This window comes from Streptomyces sp. NBC_01352 (assembly GCF_036237295.1).
In the GTDB taxonomy this organism is placed as follows: Bacteria; Actinomycetota; Actinomycetes; order Streptomycetales; family Streptomycetaceae; genus Streptomyces; species Streptomyces plumbiresistens.
The window spans coordinates 9,661,052-9,673,749 of the sequence record NZ_CP108354.1; the positions used below are offsets into that span (position 1 = coordinate 9,661,052).

Below are 12,698 nucleotides of genomic sequence, written 5' to 3' on the forward strand. Positions count from 1 at the left end.
GTACGCCCGCACGCAGAGAGCAGGGAGCAATGAGAGCGATCACCGCCCTGCGCGGCAGAGTCCGCGCCACCCTCGCCACCGTGAGTCTCCTCGGCCTCGGGATCACCCCCGTCGTCGCCCAGGCCGCCCAGTCCGACGACGCGCCCACGCAGTCGGCCCACCCTGTCTCCACCCTCGTACAGACCACGAACGGCAAGGTGAAAGGCGCCCACCGGACCGGCTACGACGAGTGGCTCGGCATCCCGTACGCGGCCGACGCCTCCGGTGCGGGCCGGTGGAAGCCGCCGCAGCCGGCCGCCCGGTGGTCCGGCGTGCGCGACGCCACCTCCTTCTCCGACCGCTGTGCGCAGAACAGCGGTTGGGACCCCGGCTACGAGAAGACCATCACCTCGGAGGACTGCCTCGCCCTCAACGTCTACGTCCCCGACCGTGCCAGGGCGAACGCCCCCGTGCTGGTGTGGATCCACGGCGGCGGCTTCACCGGCGGTGCGGGCCAGGACACCGATCCGCGCAGGTTCGTCGAGCAGACGGGCGCGGTCGTCGTCACCGTCAACTACCGCGTCGGCGTGCTCGGCACGCTGAACCTGCCCCAGTTGCGGGCCGAGAGCAAGGACGGTCCCGGCAACTACGGGCTCCTCGACCAGCAGGCGGCTCTGCGCTGGGTGCACGGCAACATCGCCCGCTTCGGCGGTGATCCGAGGAACGTGACCATCGCCGGGCAGTCGGCCGGTGCCGGTTCGGTCTGCGACCACCTCGCCTCGCCCACCGCCAAGGGGCTGTTCGCCCGGGCGGGCATCATGAGCGGCGGCTGCAACCTGCAGTCCGCGGCCTCCGGTCAGGCGCAGAGCGAGGCGTTCGTCAAGGCCGTCGGCTGCGACGCCGCCTCCGAGGTGGTCGCCTGCCTGCGCGCCAAGCCCGCCGCCGACCTGCTGGCCGCCCAGAAGAAGGCGGGCGTCTCCCCGTCCGTCGGCGGCTCCGCCTTCCCCGTCAACCCGGGCACCGCCGTCCAGACGGGGAGGTTCAACCGTGTCCCGGTGATGCTGGGTCAGACCAACAGCGAGCGCGGCCTGTTCACCTTCCAGAACTACGACTACCTCGGTACGCCGATGACGGCCGCCGGGTATGAGACAGCCGTCCGCTCCGCCTATGGTGCGAACGCCGACAAGGTGCTCGCCGAATACCCGCTCAGCGCCTATGACACCCCCGGCGAGGCGTTCACCGCCGCCCAGAACGACTCGACGTCCTCCACCCGGCAGCAGCTGATGGCCACGCTGTCGAAGTGGGTCCCCACGTACGCCTACGAGTTCGCCGAGAGCGACACCCCGCACTTCACGTCCATCTTCCTGATCCAGCAGAAGAGCGAGTCCGCGCGCAACTTCCCCTTCGGCGGCGCCATCCATGTCGACGACCTCGGCTACCTCTGGGACTACCTGGGCCAGACCTTGCCGTACGACGACGACCAGCTGGAGCTGTCCCGGCAGATGATCACCTACTGGGGCCGGTTCGCCGCCGACGCGGACCCGAACGGCCCCCGCACCCCCGCCTGGCCCAAGTACAGCGCGAAGACACAGGAGCTGATGTCACTGGTCGCCTGTGACACCGCGCCGGCGGGCTCCGAGCCCCCGGCGGCCTGTTCCAAGGCCACCCGGGACTTCCGTGCGGAGCACAACCTCGACTTCTGGCAGGGTCTGTCGTCCTGACGCCCGCCCCGCGTGCCCTCGGCGGTCAGCCGAGGGCACGGTCGAGGTTGAACGCCGCGCTGATCAGGGCGAGATGGGTGAACGCCTGCGGGAAGTTGCCCTGTTGCTCGCCCGTGTGGCTGATCTCCTCGGCGTACAGGCCCAGATGGTTGGCGTAGGTGAGCATCTTCTCGAAGGCCAGCCGGGCCTCGTCGATCCGCCCGGCGTGGACCATGGCCTCGACGTACCAGAACGAGCAGATGGAGAACGTGCCCTCGTCGCCGTGCAGTCCGTCGGGGCTCGCCTGCGGGTCGTAGCGGTAGACCAGTGAGTCGGACACCAGGTCGTGGGTGAGCGCGTCCAGGGTGGACAGCCACTTGGGGTCGGTCGGGGCGATGAACTTCGTCAACGGCATCATCAGGACGGCCGCGTCGAGGACGTCGCCGTCCTCGGTCTGCACGAAGGCCTGGCGGGCCTCGGACCAGCCGCGCTTCATGATCCGCCGGTAGATCGTGTCGCGGATCTCCCGCCAGCGGTTCAGATCGGCGGGCAGACCGCGCCGGTTGGCCATGCGGATCGCCCGTTCGATCGCCACCCAGCACATCAGTCGCGAGTAGAGGAAGTTCTTGCGGCCGCCGCGGGTCTCCCAGATGCCCTCGTCGGGCTGGTCCCAGTGCTCGCACACCCAGTCCACCAGCGCGGACACGTCGTCCCACTGGTCGCTGGAGATCGGCTTGGCCCACTTGTCGTAGAGGTAGATCGAGTCGATCAGCGCACCGTAGATGTCGAGTTGGAGCTGCTCGGCCGCGCCGTTGCCGACCCGTACCGGCGCGGAGCCCTGGTGTCCCTCCAGGTGGTCGAGTTCCCGCTCGGGCAGCTCGGTGCGGCCGTCGATGCCGTACATGATCTGCAGGGGGCCCGAGGGTTTGCCGTCGCCGGGACTGATGTGCCGGGTCACGAAGTTCATGAACGCCTCGGCCTCGCCGGTGAAGCCCAGCCGCAGCAACGCGTACACGCAGAAGGCGGCGTCGCGCACCCACACGTACCGGTAGTCCCAGTTGCGCTCGCCGCCGAGCTCCTCGGGCAGGCTCGTCGTGGGGGCGGCCACGATCGCGCCGGTCGGGGCGTAGGTCAGCAGCTTGAGGGTGAGGGCCGAGCGGTGCACCATCTCCCGCCAGCGGCCACGGTACTTGGACGCGGACAGCCAGTTCCGCCAGTACGCCACCGTGGTCGTGAACTGCTCCTCCGCCTCCGTCCGCGCGCATCGGCGGGGAGCCACCTCGCCGCCCACCTGGTCCAGCGCGAACACCGCCGACTCGCCCTCGGCGAGCTTGAAGTCGGCCCGCGCGTCCAGGCCCTCGACCTCCAGCGGCACCGTCGCGGTCAGCCCCAGTGACAGCTCGGCGGACTCGAAGACCGCGACGTCGCCGACCATGCGGACCGTGTGCGGCTGGGCGCCGTAGTCGAAGCGAGGCGCCACGCGCGTGCGGAACGGGATGGAGCCGCGCACGCACACCACCCGCCGGATCAACCGGTGCCGTTCGATCTCCACCGAGCTGCCGTCGACCGGCATGAAGTCCTGCACCTCGCCGACGCCGTCCTCGGTGTAGAACCGGGTGATCAGGACGTTGGTGTCGGGGAAGTAGAACTGCTTGGTGCGGGCCGGCACGCTCGCCGCCAGCTCGAAGCAGCCGCCCTTCTCCGCGTCCAGGATCGAGGCGAAGACGCTCGGGGCGTCGAAGGAGGGGCAGCAGTACCAGTCGATCGTGCCGTCGGTCCCCACCAGGGCCACGCTGCGCAGATCGCCGATCAGACCGTGTTCGGCGATCGGCAGATAGCGCGCGGCCCCGGACACGTGCTCTGTTGCATCCATCGCAGCCTCCCGGGCCCGACACACGATCAACTCAGCCTCAGCTTAGGGGGAGCGGGCGGGGCGGCGGGGGGAGAGGGACATGCGAATTTGCCTAAAGCTATTAGGCAAGTGCACAATGGATTCAGGTAAGCGAGGAGCAGGTTATGGCACGGGTAGGGCTGACCAGGGAACGTCTGGTCCGGGCGGGGGCCGAGCTGGCCGACGAGGTCGGCTTCGATCAGGTGACCGTCTCGGAGCTCGCCAGGCGGTTCGACGTCAAGGTCGCGAGCCTCTACTCGCACGTGAAGAACTCTGACGACCTCAAGAGCGGGATCGCCCTGCTCGCCTTGAAGGAGCTGGCCGACCGGGGCGCCGCCGCGCTGGCCGGCCGGGCCGGCAAGGACGCCCTGACCGCCTTGGCGAACGTGTACCGCGACTACGCACGGGAACATCCCGGCCGGTACTCCGCCGCCCAGTGGCGGCTCACTCCGGAGGAGGCGGCCGCGAGCGCGGGCGGCAGACACGCCGGGATGACACGGGCGATCCTGCGCGGCTACGACCTCACCGAGCCCGACCAGACGCACGCGGTGCGGCTGCTGGGCAGTGTCTTCCACGGTTACGTCAGCCTGGAGCTGGCGGGCGGGTTCAGCCACAGCGCCCCCGACTCGCAGGAGAGCTGGTCGCGGATCCTGGACGCCCTCGACGCCCTGCTGCGGAACTGGCCCGCGGCGCAGCCTCCCACCCGATGATCGACAGGTTGAGATCAATGCACACCCAGGACAACTGGACCACCACACCCGTGACCGCGGAGCTGCTGCGCGGCGCGCTCGACGTGGAGCGTACCGAGCACGGCGTGCTGCCGCACCGGCTGCCCGCCCGGGCCCGCGCCCAGTGTGCCGACCCCCAACTGGCCACGGCGGAGGCACAGCCCTCCGGCGTACGGCTGGTCTTCCGCACCAGGGGCACCGTCATCGAGCTGGACACGCTGCCCACCAAGCGCAGCTACGTGGGCGCCCCGCCCCGCCCGGACGGCGTGTACGACCTGGTCGTCGACGGCTGCCCGGCCGGCCGGGCGAGCGTCACGGGCGGCAACGTCATGATCATCGACATGGCCGCCGGGACCGCCGAGCACCGGCCGGGCCCGCCCGGCACCCTCCGCTTCACCGGTCTGCCCGACGGCGCCAAGGACGTCGAGCTCTGGCTGCCGCACAACGAGACCACCGAACTGATCGCCCTGCGCACCGACGCCCCCGTCGAGCCCGCCCCGGACCCGGGCCGCAGGGTGTGGCTGCACCACGGCAGCTCGATCAGCCACGGCTCCGACGCCGCGAGTCCCACCGCCATCTGGCCGGCGCTCGCCGCGTCCCTCGGCGGGGTGGAACTGATCAACCTGGGGCTGGCCGGCAGCGCCCTGCTGGATCCGTTCACCGCCCGCGCCCTGCGCGACACCCCCGCCGACCTGGTCAGCGTGAAGATCGGCATCAACCTGGTCAACGCCGACCTGATGCGCCTGCGCGCCTTCGGCCCCGCCGTCCACGGCTTCCTCGACACCGTCCGCGAAGGGCACCCCACCACCCCGCTGCTCGTCGTCTCGCCCATCCTGTGTCCCATCCACGAGGACACGCCCGGGCCCAGCGCCCCGGACTTCACGGGCCTCACCGAGGGGCGGCTGCGGTTCCTGGCCATGGGCGATCCGGCCGAGCGTGCGGTCGGAAAGCTGACCCTGGGCGTCATACGGGACGAGCTGGCCCGGATCGTGGCGCAGCGCGCGGCGGAGGACCCGAACCTGTACTACCTCGACGGCCGCGACCTCTACGGCGAGGCGGACTCCGCCGAGCTCCCGCTGCCCGACAACCTCCACCCCGACGCCGCCACCCACCGCCACATCGGCGAACGCTTCGCCGAGCTGGCCTTCGCGACCGACGGGGCTTTCCATGACCGCAGGGTCGCCTGACCGCCCTGACCGCCCTGACCGCCCTGACCGCCCTGTCCGCCCTGGCCGCCGTGAGGGCTAGACCGCGACGACCCGCAGCCCCGCCTCCTCGAACTGCCGTACGGTGTCCGGCCCGGCCGCCGTGTCCGTGACCAGCGTGTCCACGGACGCCGTCGCGCAGATCCGGGCGAAGGCGCGCTGCCCCAGTTTGCTGGAGTCCGCGGCGACGATCACGCGTTCGGCGCGCTCGCAGAGCAGCCGGTTGATCGCCGCCTCCGCCTCGTCGTGCGCGGAGGTGCCGTGTGTGACGTCGAAGGCGACGACACCGAGGACCGCCACGTCGATCGTGATCTGGCTCAGCACTCCGTCGGCGAGCGGTCCGACGAGTTCGTAGGACTGCGGGCGCGCGACCCCGCCGGTCAGCACGATCTTGAACTGGGGGCGCACGGCCAGCTCGTTGGCGATGTTGAGCGCGTTCGTGACCACGGTCAGCGCGGGCGACCCGGACGACAGGTCGCCGCGCACGGCCAGCGCCCGCGCCACCTCGGTCGTGGTCGTCCCACCGGTGAGTCCCACGGCCTCGCCGGGGGTGACGAGGCCCGCCACGGCCTTTCCGATGCGCTGTTTCTCCGAGGCGTGGCGGGCCGTCTTGTAGCGCAGCGGCAGCTCGTACGACACCCCGTGCACGACCGCGCCGCCGCGCGTGCGGACCAGCATCTGCTGCTCGGCCAGCTGGTCGAAGTCGCGCCGGATGGTCGCGGACGAGACCGAAAGTTCGGCGGCCGCCTCCTCGACGTCCAACCGGCCGCGCTCGACCAGCAGTTCCAGCAGCGCCTTCCAACGGGCGTCGCGTGACATCCGCGCCCTCCGTTCCTCGATCTCCAGGCGACCCTAGCGCACCCACCCTTCTGCCAGAATGCTTGATTGTGCTCGAAACTTAGCTATATCTTGCACAAACAAGCAAAGCCACGAAGGGGAGCGGCATGACCCATGTAGAGGACGAGCTGGCCAGCCAGCCCGAGTGCTGGACGCGCGCGGCTGTAATGGCCCCGGAGCACGCCGGGGCGCTGCCGGCGCCGGGGGAGCGGGTCGCGATCGTCGGTTGCGGCACCTCGCATTTCATGGCGCAGGCGGTGGCGGCGCTGCGCGAGGGGTCGGGACAGGGCGAGACGGACGCCTTCGCCGCCTCCGAGTTCCCGTACGGCCGCTCGTACGACCGGGTCGTCGCCCTCACCCGCTCCGGCACCACCACCGAGGTGCTGGAGCTGCTGGGTGAGCTGCGGGGACGCACGCGCACGACGGCCATCACCGCGGACCCCGGCACCCCCGTCATGGAGGCCGCCGACGACCTCGTCGTCCTGGACTTCGCGGACGAACGCTCGGTCGTGCAGACCCGGTTCGCCACCACCGCGCTCACCCTGCTCCGCGCGCACCTCGGCCTGCACACCGACGCCGTCGTCGCCGACGCCCGCACCGCGCTCGTCTCCCCGCTGCCCCAAGGCCTCGTGGACTGCGCCCAGTTCACCTTCCTCGGCCGCGGCTGGACGGTCGGGCTGGCCAACGAGGCCGGACTGAAGATGCGCGAGGCCTGTCTCGCCTGGACCGAGGCCTACCCGGCGATGGAGTACCGGCACGGCCCCATCAGCATCACCACCCACGGCACCGCCACCTGGATGCTCGGCGAGGCACCGGACGGCCTGCCCGAACAGGTCCGCGACACAGGCGCGTTGTGGGTCGCCGGCGGCCTCGACCCGCTCGCCGAGCTGGTCCGCGTCCAGCGGCTCGCCGTAGCCGTCGCCGCGGCCCGCGGCCTGGACCCCGACCGGCCCCGCCACCTCACCCGCTCAGTGATCCTCGCCCCCTGACGCGCCGAGACAGGAGACAGTCCGTGCCCCTCGTCACCACCGGCGAGCTCGTCACCCGCGCCGCCGCCACGCACTCCGCCGTCGCCGCCTTCAACATCATCACGCTGGAACATGTCGAGGCGGTCCTCGCCGGTGCGGAGTCGGTGGGTGCACCCGTCGTCCTCCAGGTCAGCGAGAACGCCGTCAAGTTCCGCTACGGACGACTGCTTCCGCTGGCCCGCGCCGCCGTCGCCGCCGCCGAACGAGCCGCCGTACCCGTGGGGCTGCACCTGGACCACGTACAGAGCGACGACCTCCTCCGCCAGGCACCCGACGCCGGATTCAGCTCCGTCATGTACGACGCGGCCCGACTTCCGTACGACGAGAACCTCGCCGCGACCAGAGCCGCCGCCGACTGGGCACACGCCCAAGGGCTCTGGGTCGAGGCGGAGTTGGGACGGATCGGCGGCAAGAACGGCGAGTCGCCGCTGGACGCCCACGCGCCCGGGGCCCGCACCGACCCCGGGGAGGCCCGGGCCTTCGTCGCGGAGTCCGGCGTCGACGCCCTCGCGGTGGCCATCGGCAGCTCCCACGCCATGACCACCCGCACCGCCGCCCTCGACCACACCCTCCTCAAACACCTCGCCGACACCCTGGACGTCCCGCTCGTGCTGCACGGCTCGTCCGGAGTACCGGACGGCGAGCTGGCCAAGGCCGTCGCGGGCGGCATCACCAAGATCAACGTCGGCACTGCGCTCAACATCGCGATGACCGACGCGATCCGCGAGTTCCTGGCCGCCCACCCCGAGGCGGTCGACTCACGGACGTACCTGAGCGTGGGACGGGAGGCGATGGTGCGGGCCGTGACGGGGATCATCCGGGCTCTCACAGGACCGACCGCTACCTCTTGACCGCCTTGAGCACCACGAACTTCGGGCCGCTGGCGACCAGTTGGCTGTTGCCGAACAACCGCCGCAGCTTCAGGTGGTATCCGAGATGACGGTTGCCGATCACCCACAGCTCGCCGCCCGGCCGAAGCGCGCGCCGCGCCCCGGTGAACATCCGCCAGGCCGTGGTGTCCGTGGTCGCCTGGTGCGAGTGGAACGGCGGATTGTTCAGCACCAGGTCCACGCTGTCGGCCGGCACTCCGGCCAGCCCGTCCCCGACGCGGAACTCGGCATGCCCCGGCACGCCGTTCGCCTTGAACGTGGCCTCCGCCGAGGCCACCGCCTGGAACGACTCGTCCACGAACAGCACCTCCGCCCCGGGATCGGCCAGCGCCATCGCCGTACCGACGACCCCGTTCCCGCACCCCAGGTCCACCACTCGCCGCCCGGCGCGGCTGTCCGGCAGATGCTCCAGGAGGAACCGGGTGCCGATGTCGAGACGGTCCGCGCAGAAGACGCCGGCGTGGTTGACGACCGTACGGCCCGAGACAAGGCCGATGCCGTCGGGGAGCTCATAGCTGTACGGCCACGGATTGGCGGCCCGTTCCTGCGACGGCTCGGGCGTGCAGAAGATCAGCCGGGCCTTCTTCTCCGCGAGCGAGGTGCGGGTCGGACCGAGGATCCGCTCGAACAACTGCAACGTCGAGGTGTGGATCTCCTTCACCATGCCGGTGCCGACGACGACCGTGCCCTCGTGCACCGAGGGCGCCAGCCTCAGCAACTGGTCCTCCAGCAGCGCCAGGCTCTTCGGCACCCGCACCAGCAGCACGTCGACGCGACCGGGCGGCGGGTCCTGCGTGGTGAGCAGCCGCACGGCACCGGTCTCGACGCCGGCCCGCGCCAGGTTCGCCCGGGTCGCCTCCTGGGTCAGGTACGAGTCGGTGATCTGCGCCGGCCGGTGCGCCGCGAGCGCCGTGACCAGCGCGCCCCAGCGGTCCCCGACCACCACGACCGTGCCGGACAGCGGGACGTCCTGGTCCGCGAGATACCGGAGGAGGTACTCGTCGCAGGCGTCCCAGGCGCGCAGCCTCTCACGCGGGTCCTCGGGGAAGCGGGACAGCGCGAGCTCGCCCCAGGGAGTCGTCATACGGTCGTTCATCGTGCGTCCAGGCTAGCCGAGCCGCAGCTCAGCGCTGTCGGGCAGGATGGAACCATGGACACCGAGCTGTTCCCGAGGACCCGTACTCAGGTCGCGCCGGGCGCGGTGCACGTGCCGGACTGGCTGGACACGGCCCGGCAGCGCGACCTGGTCGAGGCGTGCCGGGAGTGGGCCCGCCCGCCGGCCGGCCTCAGGACGGTCCGCACCCCCGGCGGCGGCACGATGACCGCCCGCCAGGTGTGTCTGGGCTGGCACTGGTACCCGTACGCCTACGCCCGCACGGTCGTCGACGGCGACGGCGCACCGGTGAAGCCGTTCCCGGGCTGGTTGGGCGAGCTGGGCCGGCGCGCCGCGAGTCAGGCCCTGGGCGCCGCATCGGATGCGTACGACATCGCACTGATCAACTTCTACGACGGCGACGCCCGCATGGGCATGCACCGCGACAGCGACGAGAAGTCGGACGCACCGGTGGTGTCCCTGAGCCTCGGCGACACCTGCGTCTTCCGCTTCGGCAATCCCGAGACCCGGACCCGGCCGTACACGGACGTCGAGCTGCGCAGCGGCGACCTGTTCGTGTTCGGCGGGCCGTCCCGGCTCGCTTACCACGGGGTGCCCCGGGTCCAGGCGGGTACGGCACCGCCGGAGTTGGGTCTGGTCGGGCGGTTGAACATCACGCTTCGGGCCAGTGGTCTGTAGGCCGCGGAGTCTGCGGATCATGGGAGACTCGCCCTCATGAGCGGCAAGGCGGACCCCCGGACGGCGGGGGAAGGGACCCCCTCGAGGGCGCGGTTGGACCGGGGGCGCGGTGCGCTCGGGCCCGCGTTGGAGCTCGTGCACACCGGACGCGCGCCGACCCGCGCCGTGCTGACCGCCGAGCTCGGCGTGACGCGGGCCACCGCCGGCGCGGTCGCCGCCGAACTGGAGGCGCTCGGGCTGATCCGGGTCGACGCCCGGCCCGGCGCGGCGGCCGGTTCGCAGGGGCGGCCCTCGCACCGGCTCGCGGTCGCCGAGGACGGCCCCGTCGTGCTGGCCGCGCAGGTGCACGCCGACGGGTTCCGGGCGGCGCTGGTCGGTCTGGGCGGCCGGATCGTCGCCACCGCGCCCGGCTGCGAGACCGTCGAGGAAGATCCCGCGAAGGTCCTCGTGTCGGTCGTGGAGGCCGGCGCCGAACTGCTGCGCACGACCGGACGGCGGTGCGTGGGCGCCGGGCTGGCCGTGCCGTCGGCGGTCGCCGAGCCGGACGGACTCGCCCTGAACCCGCTGCACCTGGCGTGGCCGGTGGGCGCCCCGGTCCGCCGTATCTTCGCGGAGTGCGTGCGCGCGGCCGGGATCACCGGACCGGCCTTCGCGGGCAACGACGTCAACCTCGCCGCGCTCGCCGAGCACCGGCACGGCGCGGGCCGCGGCGCCCGGGACCTGCTGTGCGTGGCCACCGGCCACCGGGGCGTGGGCGGCGCGCTGGTCCTCGACGGGCGTCTGCACACCGGGAGTTCCGGGCTGGCGCTCGAAGTCGGCCACCTCACGGTCAACCCGGAGGGCCGCCCCTGCCACTGCGGCAGCCGCGGCTGTCTCGACGTCGAGGCCGACCCGCTCGCCTTCCTCACCGCGGCGGGCCGCGACCCGGGCCCGGAGGTGTCCCTCCTCCAGCAGGCCAACGACCTGGTCCGCAACCACTACGACGACCCGTCCGTCCGCACCGCCACCGAGGCCCTGATCGACCGCCTCGGCCTCGGCCTGGCCGGCCTGGTGAACATCCTCAACCCGGACCGGATCATCCTCGGCGGTCTGCACCGCACCCTGCTGGACGCCGACCCGGGCCGACTGCGCGCGGTCGTCGCCGACCGCAGCCTGTGGGGGCAGAGCGGCGGCGTCCCCATCCTGGCGTGCACCCTCGACCACAACAGCCTGGTCGGCGCGGCCGAGCTGGCCTGGCAGCCGGTGCTGGACGATCCGCTGGGCGCGCTGGCCCAGTGACGCCCACGCACCCGCGCAAGGCGTCTTCGGACACGCCCCGGGTAGGCTCGTGACATGCGGATCTCCGTCTCCTCGGACATGGACGAACCCGTGGCGCGCGGCCTCGTCGCCGAGCTGCGCGCCCGCGGCCACGAGGTCGTGCCGTACGGCGCGCTGAGCCCCGGCGACGACCCCCAGTGGGCCGTCTGCTCGGAGGCCGCCGCGCGTGAGGTCGCCGCCGGAACCGCAGACCAGGCGGTCGTGTGCTGCTGGACCGGCACGGGCGCCTCGATCGCTGCGAACAAGGTGCCGGGCGTACGGGCCGCCCTGTGCACGGACGCCTACACGGCGGACGGTGCACGCCGCTGGAACGACGCCAATGTCCTCGCCCTCAGCCTGCGGCTGACGTCCGAGCCGCTGCTCAAGGAGATCCTCGACGCCTGGTTCGCCGCGGAGGCCGGCACGGACACCGAGGACCGGGAGAACGTGGCCCGCATCGGACGCCTCGACCTCGGCAGGGCCTAGCCTTCCGGCACGGTGAGGCTCCACAGCGCCGCCACCAGTGGCCGGCGCAGATCGGCCCGCCGTACGCACAACCCGATCGGGAACGGCTCCGGCAACGGCTCCACGGGAAGCACGGCGAGCCGGTCGCGCACCGCGCTGTGCTCCAGTACGAGACGGGGGACCACGCCCGTGCCGCAGCCCAGCGCGACGAGCGTCAACAGCCCTTCGTGACCGTCCGGTTCGCAGACCACCTCGGGTGCCGTGCCGCGCATCCGGAACCAGCGGTCGGCGGCCTCGCGGACCAGCCCCCGGTGGGGGAGGACGAACGGACCGTCGAGACCGGGGTCGGGGCGGTCGCGTGCGGTGACCATGACCAGCTCGGTGACCGCGACCGTGCGGCTGACCAGGGGTTCCGGCAGCCTGGCCGGGATCCCCGCGACGGCCACGTCGACCTCGCCCTCGTCCAGCCGGGCCAGCGCCGCCGCCGCGTCACCGGTGCGCAGGTCCAGCCGTACCTGCGGATGGGCGGCGCGGAACGGGGCCAACAGGTCGGGCAGCAGCGCCTGGCAGGCGGTGACCGTCGCGAACACGGCCAGCCGGCCGGTCAGTTCGGCCGGGTCGGGGTGCTCCTCGCGGTAGGCACGCCACAACTCCAGCGCCTGGACGGCGTATGCGCGGAAGCGGTGCCCCTCCACGGTCAGTGACACCCCGCGCGGGCCTCGGTCGAACAGCCGGTGCCCGAGATCCGCCTCGAGCCGCTGCACGGTCCGGGTCAGCGTCGCCGGACTGACATGGCAGTCCAGGCTCGTCCGGCCGAAGTTCAGGGTCTGCGCCAGATGCAGGAAGAGTCGCAGCTCCCGGTGGTCCTCCCGCACTGTCCGGACCTC

Annotated in this window: 12 protein-coding genes; 8 read left to right on the forward strand and 4 right to left on the reverse strand. The window is 72.1% G+C overall.

The genetic code is table 11. The features are described from left to right. Positions 1-29: 29 nt before the first annotated feature. Entirely contained in the window at positions 30-1,700 is a 1,671-nt protein-coding gene (locus tag OG252_RS44260; RefSeq protein WP_266444844.1) for a carboxylesterase/lipase family protein, read from the forward strand. A gap of 25 nt (positions 1,701-1,725) precedes the next feature. Here OG252_RS44260 and OG252_RS44265 read toward each other — a convergent pair whose 3' ends face one another. Then, a complete protein-coding gene (locus tag OG252_RS44265; RefSeq protein WP_266444846.1) occupies positions 1,726-3,552 on the reverse strand; it encodes a glycoside hydrolase family 15 protein in 1,827 nt (608 codons plus the stop codon). Between the two features lie 143 nt (positions 3,553-3,695). Between OG252_RS44265 and OG252_RS44270 the strand changes: the two genes are divergently transcribed. Together OG252_RS44270 and OG252_RS44275 are read left to right on the forward strand one after the other, a co-directional pair. Further along, positions 3,696-4,280, forward strand: coding sequence for a TetR/AcrR family transcriptional regulator (locus OG252_RS44270; RefSeq protein WP_266444848.1), 585 nt, complete (start codon positions 3,696-3,698; stop codon positions 4,278-4,280). A gap of 17 nt (positions 4,281-4,297) precedes the next feature. Then, positions 4,298-5,485 carry a GDSL-type esterase/lipase family protein gene (locus tag OG252_RS44275; protein WP_329343344.1) on the forward strand — a complete coding sequence of 396 codons (1,188 nt, stop codon included), beginning with the start codon at positions 4,298-4,300 and terminating at the stop codon, positions 5,483-5,485. A gap of 57 nt (positions 5,486-5,542) precedes the next feature. Here OG252_RS44275 and OG252_RS44280 read toward each other — a convergent pair whose 3' ends face one another. After that, on the reverse strand, positions 5,543-6,322 hold the full coding sequence (locus OG252_RS44280) for a DeoR/GlpR family DNA-binding transcription regulator (protein WP_329343346.1): 780 nt from the start codon (positions 6,320-6,322) through the stop codon (positions 5,543-5,545). 125 nt (positions 6,323-6,447) lie between these two features. Here OG252_RS44280 and OG252_RS44285 point away from each other — a divergent pair, with 125 nt between their 5' ends. Next, entirely contained in the window at positions 6,448-7,329 is an 882-nt protein-coding gene (locus OG252_RS44285) for an SIS domain-containing protein (protein ID WP_266444855.1), read from the forward strand. 23 nt (positions 7,330-7,352) lie between these two features. After that, positions 7,353-8,219, forward strand: coding sequence for a class II fructose-bisphosphate aldolase (locus OG252_RS44290; RefSeq protein WP_329343348.1), 867 nt, complete (start codon positions 7,353-7,355; stop codon positions 8,217-8,219). Here the strand turns inward: OG252_RS44290 and OG252_RS44295 are convergent. Further along, positions 8,209-9,342, reverse strand: a complete 1,134-nt coding sequence (locus OG252_RS44295; RefSeq protein ID WP_329343349.1) for a methyltransferase — start codon at positions 9,340-9,342, stop codon at positions 8,209-8,211. The genes OG252_RS44290 and OG252_RS44295 overlap by 11 nt on opposite strands. Before the next feature lie 66 nt (positions 9,343-9,408). On the opposite strand from OG252_RS44295, the gene OG252_RS44300 reads away from it, so the two are divergent. From OG252_RS44300 to OG252_RS44310, 3 genes are read left to right on the forward strand one after another with little or no spacing between them, the layout of a single operon-like run. Further along, positions 9,409-10,050 (forward strand): alpha-ketoglutarate-dependent dioxygenase AlkB family protein, encoded by a 642-nt coding sequence (locus tag OG252_RS44300; RefSeq protein WP_329343351.1) that lies wholly within the window; start codon positions 9,409-9,411, stop codon positions 10,048-10,050. A gap of 36 nt (positions 10,051-10,086) precedes the next feature. Then, on the forward strand, positions 10,087-11,328 hold the full coding sequence (locus OG252_RS44305) for an ROK family protein (RefSeq protein ID WP_329343353.1): 1,242 nt from the start codon (positions 10,087-10,089) through the stop codon (positions 11,326-11,328). 54 nt (positions 11,329-11,382) lie between these two features. Beyond that, positions 11,383-11,832, forward strand: coding sequence for an RpiB/LacA/LacB family sugar-phosphate isomerase (locus OG252_RS44310; protein ID WP_266444865.1), 450 nt, complete (start codon positions 11,383-11,385; stop codon positions 11,830-11,832). Here OG252_RS44310 and ilvY read toward each other — a convergent pair. Further along, positions 11,829-12,686, reverse strand: a complete 858-nt coding sequence (gene ilvY / locus OG252_RS44315) for an HTH-type transcriptional activator IlvY (protein ID WP_266444867.1) — start codon at positions 12,684-12,686, stop codon at positions 11,829-11,831. The genes OG252_RS44310 and ilvY overlap by 4 nt on opposite strands. Positions 12,687-12,698 lie beyond the last annotated feature (12 nt).

Coding starts and splice junctions, on each gene's coding strand:
- OG252_RS44300 (WP_329343351.1), top strand. CDS start 9,409: ATGGACACCGAGCTGTTCCCGAGGACCCGTACTCAGGTCGCGCCGGGC.
- OG252_RS44280 (WP_329343346.1), bottom strand. CDS start 6,322: ATGTCACGCGACGCCCGTTGGAAGGCGCTGCTGGAACTGCTGGTCGAG.
- OG252_RS44265 (WP_266444846.1), bottom strand. CDS start 3,552: ATGGATGCAACAGAGCACGTGTCCGGGGCCGCGCGCTATCTGCCGATC.
- OG252_RS44305 (WP_329343353.1), top strand. CDS start 10,087: ATGAGCGGCAAGGCGGACCCCCGGACGGCGGGGGAAGGGACCCCCTCG.
- OG252_RS44260 (WP_266444844.1), top strand. CDS start 30: ATGAGAGCGATCACCGCCCTGCGCGGCAGAGTCCGCGCCACCCTCGCC.
- OG252_RS44310 (WP_266444865.1), top strand. CDS start 11,383: ATGCGGATCTCCGTCTCCTCGGACATGGACGAACCCGTGGCGCGCGGC.
- OG252_RS44285 (WP_266444855.1), top strand. CDS start 6,448: ATGACCCATGTAGAGGACGAGCTGGCCAGCCAGCCCGAGTGCTGGACG.
- OG252_RS44270 (WP_266444848.1), top strand. CDS start 3,696: ATGGCACGGGTAGGGCTGACCAGGGAACGTCTGGTCCGGGCGGGGGCC.
- OG252_RS44295 (WP_329343349.1), bottom strand. CDS start 9,342: ATGACGACTCCCTGGGGCGAGCTCGCGCTGTCCCGCTTCCCCGAGGAC.
- OG252_RS44275 (WP_329343344.1), top strand. CDS start 4,298: ATGCACACCCAGGACAACTGGACCACCACACCCGTGACCGCGGAGCTG.